Raw genomic sequence first — 16,679 nt, 5'->3', positions numbered from 1 at the left:
ATTAACGGGCAGCCCCTCAGTGCTGCCCCAATCCCTCCAATCAAGGAGAGCAAGATGAAAGCATACGGGTTGGCCCTCGGGCTCGCGCTGCTGACCGGCTGCGCCACCAACACCTCCGGCGTGGCGCTCTATGGCCCGGCGGGCGGTGCACCAGTGGCGGAGCAGCATCAAAACGTCAACGTCACCCTGACCGAGCTGAGCCGCCGCCAGCAAAATGGCCTGCTGCAGGTCAATGTGGCCGCCGCCAGCACCCAGCGCGGCGATAACAAGCTGCAATATATCTTCTATTGGTATGATGAGGCCGGTCAGGAGGTCGCCAGCGATGGCCGCGGCTGGACCCCCATCAAGCTGCATGGCTATCAGACCCGCACCCTTTCGGCCCTGGCGCCCAGCCCGGCTGCGCAGGGTTACCGGATTTACGTACGCGAAGTGATTGAGGAATCCTACTGATGAAAATGAATCATGCCCTGCTGATATTGACCTCTGCATTGCTCTTGGGCGGCTGCTCCAGCACCACCGTCAGCTATGGTGATCCGACCGAAACCGAAACCGTCACCGTCGATTACGGCTCAAGCGACCTGCAGGCCATCGCCGACAAGATGGCGGACTCCATGCTCGCCTCCCCTGCCACCAGCGAGATCACCGCAGGCGGTCGTCCGGTGATGTTTATGGACTCCATCCGCAACAAGACCTCCGAGCACATTGATACCGAAGCCATCACCGATACCATCCGCACCAAGTTGCTGCGGGCCGGCAAGTTCCGCTTCGTCGACATGAGCAAGGTGGCCGCCGTCAAGCAGCAGCTCGAATACCAGCAGAGCAGCGGCATGGTGGATCCTGCCTCCATGGTACGTCTGGGCAAGCAGACCGGTGCCCGCTACATGGTCTATGGCAACCTCGCGAGCATCGTCAAGGACAATGGCAAGGTGAAGGATGTCTACTACCAGATGACCATGAACCTGATGGACCTGCAAAGCGGCGAGCTGCTCTGGGCTGACCAGAAAGAGATCCGCAAGCAGGCGAAGAAGTCCACCTTTGGCTGGTAACAGGCTCCTGGTGACAGGCAACGGTGATCCGCTACTGGCCAGCCTGCCCGCCCCCTGGCGGGAGGGGCTGCTGGAACCACTCGGGTTAGGTCTGACCAACTGCAACTATCGACTGCGCCTCCCCTCGGGGCACAGTTACTTTTTGCGTCAGGGCCACTCCGACCCACTGCGCTTGGGCATCGACCGTCCCACCGAGTGGCAGCTTTATCAGGGGGCGATGGCAGAAGGGTTGGCGCTGCCCTGCCACTATGGCGATCCCGCCAGCGGCCTGATGTTGCTGGAGTGGTGCGATGAGCCAAACTGGGTGCACGCGGCGCCACCAACAGCCGATCAGCCCCGTCTGCTGGCAGAGGTGCTGCGCAAGCTCCATCGCCTGCCGCTACCTTCGGTGGTGATGGCGGTGCGGGCCCACGCGGCAGGCTATCGCGCCCGGCTGGCCCACATTCCCTCCTGGCTGCCCGCCCTGGAGCGGGGCTTGCTCGCCAGCAGTGAGCCAAATGATTGCTGGCGCCCTTGCCACCATGATCTCAATCCGGCTAACTTGTTGGGAAGCAAACCCTGGGTCATCGACTGGGAGTATGGCGCGGCAGGTCACCCCGGCTTTGAGCTCGCCAGCATCCAGCGCACCCATGAGTGGCCCGCCGAGCGGCGTGACGAGCTGGAAGCGCACTATCTGCAGGCCGTGCCGCGCCACCAGTGGCCCGATTTTCAGAGCGAGGCATTTTTACCCTGGGTCGACTATATCGGCCTGCTCTGGGCCCTGCTGATGGCAGAGCAACAGCCCTCACTCGACTATGACACCCTGATCGCCATCAACCGGCAACGACTGGAGTAACAGATGATAAACAAGGTGCGCTGGCACAAGCCGAAAACCTGGGGTCTGCTGCTGATCGGCCTGCTGCTGACCGGCTGCTCCACCCGGGTGATCTACTACTGGCTCGATACCGCTATCATCTGGCAGCTGGATGACTACTTTGCCCTCTCCTATTCGCAGAAGGATCTGCTGAGCCGCGAAGTGAAGGGGCTGATGGCTTGGCATCGCCAGCACGAGCTGCCGCGCTACGCCAGGGATCTCGACGCGCTGGCCAAGGCAGTAGCCAGCCCCATGACGCCGGAGCAGATCTCGACCAATCTCGATGCGGTGCAGCAGAGCCTGACCCGCACGCTGGAAAACACTATCCCCCGTGCGGTCAGGCTGGCGCGCACCCTGACCGACGAGCAGGTGGCCCGCTTTATGACCGATCGGGTCAAGCGGCAACAGGAGCGGCAAAAGGACTTTGCCACTGAGCCCAAAGAGCAGATGCTGGCGGAGTTTCGCGACAAGATGAACAAGCGACTGGAATTCTGGATTGGCGAGGTGAAACCGGCACAGGCGCCACTGGTGGCACAGTGGGCCGAATGGCAATACGAGCTGATGCCCCCCTGGCTCGAGTTTCAGGAGTCATGGACCCAGGAGCTGGACAGGTTGATGAAGCAGCGCCAGAGTCCCGACTTTACCCGCGAGCTGACTGACCTGCTAGCCGAGGGGGATGGGCTGATGGATGGCCGCTTTACCGGCTATACCGAGCAGTCGCGCCAACGTACCGTCAACTGGCTGAGCGCCATGAGCCAGTCGCTGGATATCTCCCAGCGAGCCCATCTCTACTCCCTGCTCAAGGGCTACGCCCGCGACTTCAAGCAGATGAGCGGCAGCTGACGAGCGGCACCGAATGGTGCCATGCGCCCGAGCAACCTTGTTCAAACAGGGCGCTTATGGTAGTTTGCCCTTTCTATTTATCGGGAATTAACTTTTTGCGCCTTATCGACAAAGTAAAACTGGTGCTGGTAACTCTGGTTATCGCCCTCACCCTGCTTTGTTCCATCGCCCGAATGGAAGGCCCGCTGATACCCGCATCTCCCCAGAGTGAACAGCAGCAGACTCAGGTGTTCAATCAGCTTAGCGACAGCGATGATGGCATCATCAAGTTTGTCGGCAGCCATCAGAATCACCTGCTGCGTCTCGAACAATCCCTGCGCAGTGACAACCAGCCCAAGAGTGTGGTCTACGAGCTGATCCAGAGCTGGTCGGCCCAAGCCATCCTGCTGTTGCTGCTCGGCTGGCTGATGCTGGCACCCGAGCTCTATCACAAACAGAGTTTTCGCGATCGCTTCGGTGCGATCCACCGACGCCATCTACAGCGCCAACATCTGCAGTACCGCTTCACCCAGAGCTATCTGAACGCCTGACCCCGGAGGGGCTGGCACATCCACTGTTTGCTCATCTCCTCTTCCTGACGGATCCGGCGGCTGCCTGATCCGCATCTGATGCATCCCATTTTTTGCGCCTTGCCGAGCCTTGTTGCTATCGGCCTAGGCACCATTCTCCTGACAGAGGCTTGTTTGCCATGAGAAAGAGCAATCGCACCGTTCTCAACCGCATGAGCAAGTGGCAGTACGCACTGCTGCTGTTGATGCTGTTGACCTTTACCTTTTACTCCCTGCCCACCTTTTTCGGTGAGCAGCCCTCCCTTGGTCTGCACGGACAGCAGCGCCTGACCACCCAGCAACAGATGCTGCTGAACGACAAACACCTGACCCCGATCAAGGTAATTGAGCAACCCGAGCGAGTCGAGCTGGTCTTTGCCAGCCAGGGCGAACAGCAGCGCGCCAAGCAGTTGCTGGAGCAGCAAGGGGTCGACAGTGCCGCCCTGACCCTGGAGTTTCACTCCAACGCGCCGGCCTGGATCACCCGCCTCGGCGCCGACCCCATCAGGCTGGGGCTCGATCTGCGTGGCGGCTCCCAACTGCTGATCGGGGTGGACGTAGACTTTGTCATCGACAATCAGACCAAGAATCTGGTGGATACCCTGCGCACCCGTTTCCGTGAAGCCAACCTGCGCGGCGCCAGCGTCGTGCGCACGGCACAGGGCGCCGTAGCCGTCACCCTGCCGGAGGTGGCCGAACAAGAGAGCTGGCTCTCTATCATCAAGGAGAGTGCCGGTACCCGTCAGGATCAGTGGAAGCTGACCCGCTCCGGCAATGATCTGAAACTGGTGCTGAGCGAGGCGGAGCGTACCCTGCTGGTCAACAACGCCGTGACCCAGAACCTGTCGATCCTGAAAAAACGGATCAACGAGCTCGGCATCGTCGAAGCCTCGGTGGTGCGTCAGGGGCAGGATGGCATCCGTATCGAACTGCCCGGGGTACACAACCCCAAGCAGGCGAAAGAGGTGATCGGGGCCACCGCCTCGCTGGCCTTCTACGAGGCCAAAGCCGACAGCCACTTCTATATCGCCGATCGCAACGGTCAGGCCGTCGGCATGGCACGCAAGCCGGTACTGACCGGCGAGCACATCGTCGATGCCCGCGCCAATATGGGCGAGATGGGTCAACCCCAGGTCAATATCGTGCTCGACACCCTGGGTGGCAGCAAGATGAACCAGTTCAGCCGCCAGCATGTGGGCAAGCCGATGGCGACCGTCTTCACCGAGTACAAGACCAACGCTCAGGGCAAACTGCGCGCCCAGAGCGAGGTGATCAACGTCGCCACCATCCAGACCGCCCTTGGCAACCAGTTCCGCATCACCGGGATTGGCAGTCTGCCGGAGGCGCAAGAGCTGGCCATGCTGTTGCGTGCCGGCGCCCTCACCGCCCCTCTCAAGATCCTGGAAGAACGCAGTATTGGCCCGACGCTGGGGATGCAGAATATCGAGGCGGGCTTCACCGCGCTGGCCTTCGGCATGGCAGGCATGATGCTGTTCATGATGGCCTGGTACCGCAAATTCGGCTGGGTTGCCATCACGGCGCTGGTCGCCAACCTGTTGATGCAGGTCGGCATGCTGGCAGTGCTGCCGGGCGCCGTGCTGACCCTGCCGGGGATCGCCGGTCTGGTGCTGACGGTGGGCATGGCTGTGGATACCCATGTGCTGATCTTCGAGCGGATCAGGGACCGGCTGCGAGAAGGGGGCTCACTGGCCAACGCCATCGACTTTGGCTATCGCTCGGCCTTCCACACCATTTTCGATGCCAACATCACTACGCTCATCTGCGCTGTGGTGCTCTACTCCATCGGCTCCGGGCCGCTGCAGGGCTTCTCCATCACCCTCATTCTGGGTCTGCTCTCCAGCATGATCACCGGGATCTGGGGGACGCGCGCCATCATCAACCCCCTCTGGGGACGCAGCAGCGAGCGCACGCTGAAGGTGTAACGGGACAGCAGTCCCTCTGATGAGCGGCTTTGGCTGCGCCATCGGCCATGGATATGGCCGGAGCGGCCAAAGCAGAACACTATTTCCCGGCGTGTCGCGACACGTCGTGATGGGCCAACAGCCTGGTGCTGGCTGGCCAAGGAGAGAATTATGTTGAGAATGATCGTTGCCATGGGGCTGACCCGTTGGCGTTATATTGGCCTGTGGGCTTCCATCCTGCTGACCGTGGCCAGCGTTGCCATCTTGCTGGTGAACGGCCTGACACTGGGGCTCGATTTTACCGGCGGGATCCTGCTGGAGTTTCATATCCAGACCCTGAAAGAGGCCCATGAGCTCAATGCCATGCTGGTCTCCCCGCTGGCGGGAGCCGTTGAGCTGAGCTCGGCCGGTATTCCCGGCGAGTGGCTGATCAAGCTGCCCCCCCACGAACTTCCCTGGCCCGCGGCAGATCTCGCCACCATGCTGACCCAACAGCTGGGGATGCCGGTCGAGTTGCTGCGCACCACCATCGTCGGCCCTCAGGTGGGTGCAGAACTGTTCCAGCAGGGGATGCTGGCGGTACTGGTCGCTTCGCTGGCGATGTCGGCCTATCTGGCGTTTCGTTTCGAGTGGCGTCAGGCCATCGGCATCCTGCTCTCGGTGGTCCATGACGCCATCGTGGCGCTGGGGCTGCTGTCACTCTTTCAGATTGAATTCGATCTGAACATCATCGCCGGTTTGATGGCGGTGATCGGCTACTCCCTCAACGACAGCATCGTCATCTCGGACAGGCTGCGGGATCTGCTGAGCTCGCGTACCCAGATGGGCATCCACGAGTGCTCCGATGTGGCCATCAAGGCGACCTTCAGTCGCACCATGATCACCTCGGGCACCACCCTGTTTACCGTGGGCGCTCTGTTGTTGTTTGGCGGTGACGCTCTCTACGGCTTCTCCTTCACCCTGTTTGCCGGGATCCTGGTGGGCACCGTCTCCTCCATTACCGTCGCCTCGACCGTGCAGGAGCTGCTTGGGCTCACCCCGCAGGCCTACCAGAAGAAGAGCGAGGAGCCACTGGCCAACGCAGCCTGAACCTTGTTAATCAGACCCGGCTCAGGGTCTCAACAAACCGGGCCCCTGCCAACCATTGGCAGGGGCTTTTTCATCCCTCCTCTCTCGCCGCCCATTTTGTCGTTCGGCTCGCCTCAATTGACAACTGACCATATTGAAAGCAATGACGGATCAACCCGTCATTTTTAATAACAAAAAGGTCATTTTATTACGTCAGAAACCATAAAATGTGACTGAAAGCACTTTCTTGAGGGCTCAAAGGAGGCAACATTGTAGTGATTTATCTACAAAGGGATATGAGATGTTGTTACAACCTGCCAATACAGCAAAATCCAGACAGTTGCTGAACGAGACCATGGCTTTGGTACTCGCAGGAGGGCGGGGTAGTCGCCTCAAACAGTTAACCGACAACCGTGCAAAACCTGCCGTTCATTTCGGCGGCAAATTCCGCATCATCGATTTCGTGCTCTCCAACTGCATCAACTCCGGCATCCGTCGGGTCGGTGTCGTGACCCAGTACAAATCCCACAGCCTGTTGCGCCATCTCCAATCGGGCTGGTCTTTCCTGCGCTACCAGATGAACGAGTTTATCGATCTGCTCCCTGCCCAGCAGCGGGTGGATGAGGTGAACTGGTATCGGGGTACCGCCGATGCGGTCTACCAGAATCTGGATATCATCCGCGATCACGCCCCCAAATATGTGGTGGTGCTGGCAGGCGACCACATCTACAAGATGGATTACGCCGCCATGCTGCTCGATCACGTCAATATGGGCGCCAAGGTGACCGTTGCCTGCATCGAGGTGCCACGCAGTGAAGCAAGCGCCTTCGGGGTAATGGCGGTGGATGATGATCGCAAGATCAATGCCTTCGTCGAAAAGCCTGCTAACCCGCCCGCCATGCCGGGCAAGGCCGACACCGCGCTGGCCTCCATGGGCGTCTATATCTTCGATGCCGAGTATCTCTATCAGTTGCTGGAAGAGGACATTGCCAACGAGCAGTCCCATCACGATTTCGGCATGGACGTGATCCCCCGCGTGGTGAAAGAGGGCACCGCATTCGCTCACCCGTTTGGCATGTCCTGTGTCGGCTGCTGTCCGGATCGCCGCCCCTACTGGCGCGATGTGGGCACCGTGGACTCCTTCTGGGAAGCCAACATGGATCTCGCTTCCGTCACGCCGGAGCTCGATATCTACGATCAGGACTGGCCCATCTGGACCAGTCAGAACATGACTCCTCCCGCCAAGTTCGTGCAGGACCGAAACGGCCAGCACGGCATGACCATCAACTCCATGTTTGCCGGGGGCACCATCGTCAGTGGCTCTTTCATCCTGAGTTCGGTGCTCTTTACCAATGTGCGGGTCGACTCCTTCTGCACCCTGGATCAGGCCGTTATCTTCCCGGGTGTGGAGATTGGTGCCGGTTGCCGACTGCGCCGGGTGGTGATCGACAAGGGGTGCAAACTGCCGGAAGGCACGGTGATCGGTGAAAACGCCGATGAAGATGCACGTCGCTTCCACCGCTCCGAGCAGGGCATAGTGCTGGTCACCCAGGGGATGCTCACTCGCCTGAACAAAGAGCTGCAGGGAAAACAAAAGCGCTGATCCGCAGCCAGACGGGATCCCCCTTCCTACCGCAAAGGGAGCCATAATCGCTCCCTCTTTCTATGGCTGACCAGATAGCCACCTCACACCATCATTGCCATCGCGTTGCAGTCTCCCAGAGATACCATTTACTGTGGATAAACAGCTGGACAATGCAGCCTTTACGCCTCAAACCGTAAACATTAAATTACAAAACAACCATTAAACCTCCGAAAAACCCTCTGTATTATTCCTGTTCGCGCTATATAGCAGCTCCTTTATCTGAATTTTTAGCGGTGAATCCACTAGTTTCACTTGATTGTTTGTTTTTCCTTGGTAAGGTGAGGGCGGTTGCGTAACAAAGCAGGTACCAATGTAAACATATAGGTACAATTGCTTTTGGCTTAATACAGTAGAGAGAATGAAATCATGCAAAGAGACCCCCTGAACAACATCCATATCCAGTCCGAACAAGTGATGATCACGCCTGCCCAGCTCAAGGAGAAGTTACCCATCTCCGACAAGGCGCTGGCATTCGTGCAAGGGGCCCGCAATACCATCGCCGACATCATCCACCGTCGCGATCACCGCTTGCTGGTGATCTGTGGTCCCTGCTCCATCCACGACATGGACGCCGCCAAAGAGTACGCAACCAGACTCAAAGCGCTGCATGATGCCTATCAGGACTCTCTCTACATTGTCATGCGGGTCTACTTTGAGAAGCCGCGCACCACGGTCGGCTGGAAAGGCTTTATCAACGACCCCAATCTGGATGGCACCTTCGATGTGGAGCTGGGGCTGCACCGTGCCCGCGAGCTGCTCTGCTGGCTGGCGGAGCTGGAGTTGCCGCTGGCCACCGAAGCGCTCGACCCCATCAGCCCGCAATACCTGGCCGAGCTCTTCTCCTGGTCAGCCATCGGCGCCCGCACCACCGAATCCCAGACCCACAGGGAGATGGCCTCCGGCCTCTCCATGCCGGTCGGCTTCAAGAACGGCACCGACGGCAACCTGGGGACTGCCATCAATGCGTTGCAAGCGGCCTCCTCCCCTCACGCCTTTATGGGGATCAACCAGCAGGGCCAGGTTGCGCTGCTGCAGACCCAGGGCAACCCGGATGGCCACGTGATCCTGCGCGGCGGCAAACATCCCAACTACGACTCGGTCAACGTGTCACTGGCGGAAGAGGCGCTGGAGAAAGCGGGCCTGCTGCCGAGCCTTGTGGTGGATTGCAGCCACGGCAACTCCAGCAAGGATCACCGTTTGCAGCCCAAGGTGGCCGACAACGTCATCCACCAGATCCAGGAGGGCAACCGCTCCATCATCGGGGTGATGCTCGAATCCAACCTGTTCGAGGGAAACCAGTCCAGCGAGCAGCCCAAGGAGCAGATGCACTACGGGGTCTCCATCACAGATGCCTGCATCGACTGGGACACCACCGCTACCCTGCTGGCCCGCTGCCACAACCAGCTGGCTGACCCCCTCAAGGGCAGAACTGCACGGTAAGCCGTGGTATCTTGTCGTAACCTATTGAACAATCGAGGTATCACCGCTGGTGGCATCAAACCGCTCATGCCGTGATACCTTGTTGCATCTTGATTTTCAGGGCGCCGCTCGCGGCGCCAGCAGGGACTGGATATGGCTGAAGAGTTGAATGTACTCAGGGACAAGATAGATGCGGTGGACAAGCAGCTGATCGATCTGCTGGCCGCCCGTCTGGCCCTGGTGGGAGAAGTGGGTGAGGTAAAGAGCCGCCACGGCCTGCCCATATATGCACCGGATCGGGAAGCGAGCATGCTGGCCCGCCGCCGCGCCGAGGCCGAGCAGTTGGGAGTGCCCGGCGATCTCATCGAAGACGTACTGCGCCGGGTGATGCGCGAATCTTACGCCAGCGAGAAAGATACCGGCTTCAAATGCATAAAGCCGGACCTTGGCAAAGTGGTCATCATCGGTGGTCAGGGCCAGCTTGGTCGGCTGTTCGGTCATATGTTCAGCCTCTCAGGCTACTGGGTCGAGACGCTGGAACAAGCCGACTGGCCGCGCGCTGACGAGATCCTCGCCGGAGCCGGTCTGGTGATGGTGGCGGTGCCCATCGATATCACCTGCCAGATCATCGACCGCCTCGGCAACCTGCCCACCCACTGCCTGTTGGTGGATGTCACCAGCGTGAAGGCGGCGCCGCTCGAACATATGCTGGCGGTACATCAGGGGCCGGTACTGGGACTACACCCCATGTTCGGGCCGGATGTGGCAAGCCTCGCCAAGCAGGTGATCGTCTGCTGTCAGGGTCGTAACCCCGCAGCCAGCCAATGGCTGCTGGATCAGATGACCATCTGGGGCGCCCGCTTGCAACAGGTGGAAGCTAAGGCCCACGATGAGGCGATGACCCTCATTCAGGCGCTGCGTCACTTCGCCACCTTTGCCTATGGCTGGCACCTCTCCCGGGAGCAGGCCAATCTGGATCGCCTACTGAGTTTGAGCTCCCCCATCTACCGGCTGGAGCTGGCCATGGTGGGGCGGCTGTTTGCCCAAGATCCCCACCTCTATGCCGACATCATTTTGTCGTCACCGCAGAATCTGGCGATGATCCGCCGCTACTACCAAAACTTCGGCGAAGCGCTGGGGCTGCTGGAGCGGGGGGACAGGGACGGTTTCATAGAGGCCTTCTCGCAAGTCTCCGGTTTCTTCGGCGAACATGCCGACCAGTTCCTGCGCGAAAGCCGCATGTTACTCGCCCAGGCCAACGACCGCCGCCAACACGGCTGATCCTGCAAAAGCAGTCACCGCTCATATCACCAAAAAGGGAAGATACTCAGGCATCTTCCCTTTTTTGTTTATTACCGATTTCAACGCTAACTCAGTCGCGAGCGGCGACACATCAAGTACCTACCGCTGATTGGCCTCACAATCTCCCCCTACTGTGATGCATCACATCCCAAGTATGCCCCCTCAATATCCGCACAATCCGCGCAAATAGCACCGCCCCTTGCAAGGGCTGCCAGATTCTCACAGTCAAACCAAGCTGCTGCGAGCAATGACTGTATGGCGTAGAGGAGAGCAGTGCCCTCCCCATCAAAGAGATAAGCAGGAAGCAGGAAGCAGGAAGCAGGAAGCAGGAAGCAGGAAGCAGGAAGCAGGAAGCAGGAAGCAGGAGAGATTAACTAAGACAGATGGTTTGCCAAACATCACTTAACACAGCCATCCGGCGATTTATCATGACGCCAATCCGCTGTCGCCAAAAAAGAAAATGGCCGAGATATCATCTCGGCCATTCGTAGCCTGGTCAAAGACTCAAGCCAGGATATTACTCATGTTCAACTTATTAGAAGTTGTACTGCAGAGCAACAGTCCACTGATCGTCTTTCTTATCCAGACCTTCGATTTTGTATTCGGTGTAAGCTTTCAACTTCGGAGTGAAAGCATACTGAACGCCCAGCAGGGTATCTTCTACCAGATCTTTGTACTCACCACCAGTCTGACGAGCCTCAGCAAAGTTATAACCGGCCAAGAAGGTCCATGCATCTACATTGTAAGAAGCTGCCAACTCGTAGCCTTTACCATCAACTTTTGCACCGTTAGTTTTATTCTTGATTTCACCTTCAGTGTACATGCCAGCAAAGTAGAAACCTGCAATGCCATAGTTAGCACTCAGTGCCCAATCTTCTTTCTCACCTTTGTCAGCTGGGGCAGTCTTACCTTCCAAATCTGAATAGGCATAGCCTGCATTTACACCCAAACCGAAGTCGAAAGCATAACCTACTGCGGCACTGTAAGCATTTTTACGCTTAACATCAGTGATAACTAGCTCTTTGATATCGCCTGCTGCATCAGTATCGACGAAGAACTTGTCGTCACTAGTTTGATAAGAAACTTTACCGGTGAAGCCACCAACTTTATTGGAATAAATTACTTGACCTTCTTGACGACCTTCGTAGTAGTTACCACGGCTACCCCATTCGTTAAAGATATCGGTTGCAGCGATAGAGTCGTAGAAGGCGGTATCAGTCTGACCAAAAATGACTTGACCGTATTGGGAGCCATCAAAACCGGCATAGATATGACGAGCTTTGAATTTGCCACTGTCATCCTCGGCAGTACCAATTTCCTTACCAGTAGCATCAACAACTTTGCGAGTTTTACTGTTATCACTGTTTTCTGCAGCAACCTGCCATTCAGTTTTTGCGATACCAGACCAAGTGTTGTTCAGTGCAACTTTGCCTGACCAGCCCAGACGGGAGGTACCAACCAAAGTCCCATCTTTATCGTCATGCTCGCCGTTGTAGTTAGCCTGTACACGGCCGTATACGTCGAAAGTGGTACCGTCTTTGTCATAGATCACTGCGGCGTTAGCAGCGGATGCAAACAGAGCCGGGATAGCAATAGCCAGAATTGTCTTTTTCATAGTTTCCAATGCCTACTGTAATTAAACACTAAGTTGTTGTTATTCCCTGTGTTAGCGATGTTCTTTGCATCACTATGCCGCCGAGACTAGCACCGGATTTTTTGAACCGCAATGAAAAAACTTGGAACTTTTTATGGAAACCATAGTCATGGAGGCAAAAATGTGAGCCAAGTCTCACCTGACGGCAAGGCAAAAGGAAAACGTTTACAATGAATCCTGCTGATTATTTGGACTCAAATAGTCTATTTTGCATGCAAATAACGCTAACTACCTGATAAACAACCAAAGTGGTCTGATCAGCGTAAAACTGCCGTGATAATGGCTGTTGCCTCGACCTCACCAAGGTGTTGCGGGTATCCTTGTTCTTCGATTAACCCCTAACTGGCCTTCTCTTCATGCTCTCTACTCGCCTTAAAGCCACCATTCGTCAAACCTATCGTCAGATTTCGGATGGATTACCCGGTTTTGTGCCGCGCAAAGAGCAGAACTTTCTGGTGGCAGAGATAGCCAAAACCCTGACCGGCGAGTACGACAAACAGCGCCGGATCCTGGTGGCCGAAGCGGGAACCGGTATCGGCAAATCTCTCTCCTATGCGCAGGGTGCCATCCCGGTGGCGCGGCTCACCCAGAAGAAGCTGGTGATCTCCACCGCCACCGTGGCCCTGCAAGAGCAGTTGATCCACAAAGACCTTCCTTTTTACCATCGCCACAGCGAGCTGCCGTTTCGCTTTATGCTGGTCAAGGGGCGTCAGCGCTACTGCTGCGAGCATCTGCTGGAGCAGGCAGCCAGTGGCGCCGAGATGGCCAACTTCGAGCTCGACTTTGGCAGTCTGAGCAAATCCAAACCATCTGACAGCGACAAAGATCGCTACCAGGCCCTGTGGCAGGCCTATACCAATGGCAAGTGGGACGGGGATCGGGACAACTGGCCAGAGCCCATTCCCGACACTTGCTGGGATCGCATCGCCGCCGACCGCCACACCTGCAACAAGGCGCTGAACCATCACCAGCACTGCCCCTTTCATCGCGCCCGCAACGACATGGAGAGCGCCGATGTGCTGGTGGTGAACCATGCGCTGCTGCTCTCCGATCTCACCATGGGCGGCGGCATCATTCTGCCGCCCCCTGATGAGTGCATCTATGTGCTGGATGAGGCCCATCACCTGCCCACTATCGCCCGGGATCACGGCGCGGCGTCGGCCAGCGTCAAAGGCTCCCGCCGCTGGCTGGAGAAGCTGGTACAAAGTGCAGGCAAGCTGGCGCGGAGTTTTAATAAGGAGAGCCTGCTCGACCCCCAACTCAAACTGCAGGATGCACTGGCCTCCATCCAGCCCGATCTGAAGGCGGTCGAGCAGTGGCTCAGCGCCAACGATCGGCTGTTTGGCACGGAACCTCACTACCGCTTCGCCGAAGGGGTATTGCCTGATCCCCTGCCCATGCTGGCGGAGAATCTCAAAGAGTCGAGCAAGAAGGCGCTGCGAGCGCTGGATCGGATGCAAGGGGCCATCGGTGAAGCGCTGAAAGATGGCGAGATCCGCCGCAAGGAGGCCGAACCTCTGCTGGCAGAGAGCGGTTTTCATCTGCAGCGGCTGGAGAGTTTCTGCGCCCTCTGGGAGATGCTGGGGCGCCATGTGCCGACCGGCAAAACCCCGCTCGCCCGCTGGATGGCCAAGAGCGATGACGGCGATATCTGGCTGCACGCCTCACCGATTGAGGTAGGCTATCTGCTGGAAGAGTGGCTCTGGTCGAAATGTCTGGGAGCCGTACTAGTCTCCGCGACCCTCACCGCCCTCTCTTCCTTTAGTTATTTTCGTCATCAGGTGGGGCTCAAGGAGCACGACGGTACCCGCTATCTGCGCCTGCGATCCCCCTTTGACTATCAGAAAGCCGAGCTCTATCTGCCCAAGATGGAGCACGAACCCAACTCGCCGGCCTTTACCAACGAACTCATCAGCGTGCTGCCACGCATTTTGGCGGGCAAGGAGGCGAGTCTGGTGCTCTTCTCCTCCTACCGCCAGATGAATGAGGTGGCTGTTGGCTTGCGAGCCAAGGGACTGTCACTGCTGGTGCAGGGGGAAGCCTCCCGCAATGCCCTGCTCACCCTGCACAAACAAAAATGCGATGGCGGTCAGGCCAGCATCCTGTTTGGTACCGGCAGCTTCTCGGAGGGGCTGGATCTGCCGGGTCACTATCTCACCAATCTGGTGATCACCAAACTCCCCTTTGCGGTGCCCAACTCGCCGGTCGAGGAGGCCACCGCCGAGTGGGTGGAGCAACGAGGCGGCAACCCCTTCCTGCAACTGACAGTGCCGGAGGCATCGCGCAAACTGATCCAGGCCTGTGGCCGCCTCATCCGCAAGGAGGCCGATCGGGGGCGAGTCACCATTCTTGACCGGCGTCTGCTGACCAAGCGTTATGGCAAGGGGCTGCTCGACGCCCTCCCCCCGTTTACACGGCGGATCGAATAAATAAGTCGGTCGCTATTGATAAACAAACTGACAGCAGCGCGAACATCGACCACCAGAAAGAGCCATTGCCGCAGTAGGCCAAACCTGTAAAAATGAGCCCCTGTTTTCAGTGGGCAATCGCCTGACTGTTCAAGGAGATGAAATGAAACTGACTGTTCTGGTACCGGCGCTGGCTGGTCTGTTGTGGGCCGGTAGCGCCCTTGCTGATGCCCAATTGGAAGTGACCACCCCGTATGTCGTCCAGCTGATCGATGGTCAATCCATCAACCCCAAGCTGCTCGACAAAACCAGCACCTTCCCCCTCTCTGCCGGCAAACACCAGTTGGTCGTCGCCTTTGAAGGCAACTACTCCAGCCGTAACGAAATCAAGCTGGTGACCGCCGAGCCGCTGGTGCTGAACTTCACCGCCGCCGACAATCAGCAGCTGGTGCTGGACTATAAAAAGCCCCGCAACGAAGCCGAAGCCAAGCAGTTTGTCAAAGATCAAAAAGTGGCGCTGAAAGACAAGGTCAGTGGTCAGCAAGTGAGCAGCGAACAGTTCGTGATGCCGAAAGTAGAGGGCTTCCAGCTGACCCGTGACTATCAGCAAGAGCTGATCAACATGGGGAAAGCCTTCAACCAGCCAAAAGCAGTGGCCGTCTCTTCTGCTGCCGTGATGGCTGCCGCCAGCGCACCGGTTCAGGTTGCCCCCAGCAAGGCTCAAAGCAATCCGGAAGCGCTGACCCAGTTGCAAAACTGGTACAACAAGGCCGATGCGGAAACCCGCAAAGCCTTCCAGATCTGGGTTATCCAGCAGCAATAAGCCGGGCTGAGAGATTGACTGAAAGGGGAGCCAAGCTCCCCTTTTCCATATCTTGCGGTCTTACTCACGACGCGTCTTGATTTATGCGCTGCCACTTCCCCTTTATATAGGGAGTACATATATGGATTCATCTGCTGATTTCATATATAGAAAGCGCCACCTTGCCAGGGAGAATGGCACCATGTCGTTGCGCATTTTCTATCACCCCCTCTACTCCTCCCTGACGCTACCCGAGCGCCATCGCTTCCCGCTGGCCAAGTATCAGGGGCTGTTTGAACGCCTGCAGGTGCAGGGTTACCCCGTGGGCGAAGCGCCCGCCGCTACCCAGGAGCAAATCTGTCGCATTCACGATGCCGATTATGTCGCGGCAGCCCTGAACGGCCAGCTGGAAGATCGCGCCATCCGCAAGATCGGTTTTCCCTGGTCACCCATGCTGATAGAGCGCACCTTGCGCTCGGTGGGTGCCACTATTGCCGCCAGCCGCCATGCTCTTGAGCAGGGCTGCGGCTTGCAAATCTCAGGCGGCTACCACCACGCCCATCGGGATCACGGCAGCGGTTTTTGTCTGTTCAACGATTTGGTGATTGCCGCCCAGGCTTGCCTCGACGAGGGGCACTGTGAACAGGTGCTGATCGTCGATCTCGATGTGCATCAAGGAGATGGCAGTGCGGCCCTGTGCGCCGGACGGCGCGATATCATCACCCTCTCCCTCCATGGGGAGCACAACTTTCCCCATCACAAAGCCACCTCTCACCTCGACTTTCCGCTGCCAAGCGGCATGACGGACGATGCCTATCTCACCACACTGCAACAGGCGCTCTCACTGGCACTGCGGCTCTATTCGCCGGATCTCATCCTCTATCAGGCAGGCGTCGATGTGCATCATACCGACGAGCTTGGTTATCTCTTCCTGAGCGATGAAGGGGTTCGCCTGCGCGATGCCATGGTGTTTGACTGCGCACTGCTGCACGGCGTGCCCATCGCGGCGGTGCCCGGTGGCGGCTATCGCCGCGACTGGCAGCAGCTGATCCCGCTTCATATGTCGCTGTTTGAGGCGGCGCTCCACCGTTTTGGTTGATGGCATGGCTTTATAGCGCGGACACGCCATCAGAGTCGGGCGTACACTTCGCCAGATAAAACAGAAGAGG

Annotated in this window: 14 protein-coding genes; 13 read left to right on the top strand and 1 reads right to left on the bottom strand. The window is 57.9% G+C overall.

Going from position 1 to position 16,679, the window contains the following annotated elements:
• Positions 1–54 precede the first annotated feature (54 nt).
• The 10 genes from I6L34_RS18580 (at position 55) to tyrA (ending at position 10,625) form a co-directional block, all read left to right on the top strand.
• Positions 55–450: a YcfL family protein gene (locus I6L34_RS18580; RefSeq protein WP_058056083.1), complete on the top strand. Its 396-nt coding sequence runs from the start codon at positions 55–57 to the stop codon at positions 448–450.
• Complete coding sequence (gene lpoB / locus I6L34_RS18575; RefSeq protein WP_021231012.1) at positions 450–1,046, top strand: penicillin-binding protein activator LpoB; 597 nt, start codon at positions 450–452, stop codon at positions 1,044–1,046. The genes I6L34_RS18580 and lpoB overlap by 1 nt, the downstream gene beginning before the upstream one ends.
• Before the next feature lie 10 nt (positions 1,047–1,056).
• Positions 1,057–1,881 (top strand): phosphotransferase, encoded by an 825-nt coding sequence (locus I6L34_RS18570; RefSeq protein WP_230848142.1) that lies wholly within the window; start codon positions 1,057–1,059, stop codon positions 1,879–1,881.
• Between the two features lie 3 nt (positions 1,882–1,884).
• Positions 1,885–2,742, top strand: coding sequence for a DUF6279 family lipoprotein (locus I6L34_RS18565; protein ID WP_005361577.1), 858 nt, complete (start codon positions 1,885–1,887; stop codon positions 2,740–2,742).
• Positions 2,743–2,837: 95 nt separating this feature from the next.
• A complete protein-coding gene (locus tag I6L34_RS18560) occupies positions 2,838–3,272 on the top strand; it encodes a hypothetical protein (RefSeq protein ID WP_081043441.1) in 435 nt (144 codons plus the stop codon).
• Positions 3,273–3,430: 158 nt separating this feature from the next.
• Positions 3,431–5,233, top strand: a complete 1,803-nt coding sequence (gene secD, locus I6L34_RS18555; protein ID WP_058056080.1) for a protein translocase subunit SecD — start codon at positions 3,431–3,433, stop codon at positions 5,231–5,233.
• 150 nt (positions 5,234–5,383) lie between these two features.
• Entirely contained in the window at positions 5,384–6,301 is a 918-nt protein-coding gene (gene secF / locus I6L34_RS18550; protein ID WP_005334046.1) for a protein translocase subunit SecF, read from the top strand.
• Positions 6,302–6,581: 280 nt separating this feature from the next.
• A complete protein-coding gene (gene glgC / locus I6L34_RS18545) occupies positions 6,582–7,883 on the top strand; it encodes a glucose-1-phosphate adenylyltransferase (protein ID WP_005334047.1) in 1,302 nt (433 codons plus the stop codon).
• A gap of 408 nt (positions 7,884–8,291) precedes the next feature.
• The gene (locus tag I6L34_RS18540; RefSeq protein ID WP_058058089.1) at positions 8,292–9,365 is read left to right on the top strand and encodes a 3-deoxy-7-phosphoheptulonate synthase; all 1,074 of its coding nucleotides are present in this window, start codon (positions 8,292–8,294) and stop codon (positions 9,363–9,365) included.
• Between the two features lie 132 nt (positions 9,366–9,497).
• On the top strand, positions 9,498–10,625 hold the full coding sequence (tyrA, locus tag I6L34_RS18535) for a bifunctional chorismate mutase/prephenate dehydrogenase (protein ID WP_058056077.1): 1,128 nt from the start codon (positions 9,498–9,500) through the stop codon (positions 10,623–10,625).
• A 556-nt stretch (positions 10,626–11,181) separates the two neighbouring features.
• On the opposite strand, the gene I6L34_RS18530 is transcribed toward tyrA, so the two are convergent.
• Entirely contained in the window at positions 11,182–12,261 is a 1,080-nt protein-coding gene (locus I6L34_RS18530) for a porin (protein WP_019445279.1), read from the bottom strand.
• A 395-nt stretch (positions 12,262–12,656) separates the two neighbouring features.
• Here I6L34_RS18530 and dinG point away from each other — a divergent pair, with 395 nt between their 5' ends.
• The 3 genes from dinG to I6L34_RS18515 all read left to right on the top strand — a co-directional run bounded on the left by dinG (position 12,657) and on the right by I6L34_RS18515 (position 16,609).
• The gene (gene dinG / locus I6L34_RS18525) at positions 12,657–14,729 is read left to right on the top strand and encodes an ATP-dependent DNA helicase DinG (RefSeq protein WP_216955130.1); all 2,073 of its coding nucleotides are present in this window, start codon (positions 12,657–12,659) and stop codon (positions 14,727–14,729) included.
• Positions 14,730–14,871: 142 nt separating this feature from the next.
• On the top strand, positions 14,872–15,531 hold the full coding sequence (locus I6L34_RS18520; protein WP_042655856.1) for a DUF2057 domain-containing protein: 660 nt from the start codon (positions 14,872–14,874) through the stop codon (positions 15,529–15,531).
• A gap of 181 nt (positions 15,532–15,712) precedes the next feature.
• The gene (locus I6L34_RS18515) at positions 15,713–16,609 is read left to right on the top strand and encodes a histone deacetylase (RefSeq protein WP_216955129.1); all 897 of its coding nucleotides are present in this window, start codon (positions 15,713–15,715) and stop codon (positions 16,607–16,609) included.
• The last annotated feature ends 70 nt before the right edge of the window (positions 16,610–16,679 follow it).

Source organism: Aeromonas sp. FDAARGOS 1404 (genome assembly GCF_019047085.1).
Lineage (GTDB): Bacteria > Pseudomonadota > Gammaproteobacteria > Enterobacterales > Aeromonadaceae > Aeromonas > Aeromonas veronii.
This window is presented reverse-complemented; position numbering and strand designations above follow the sequence as displayed.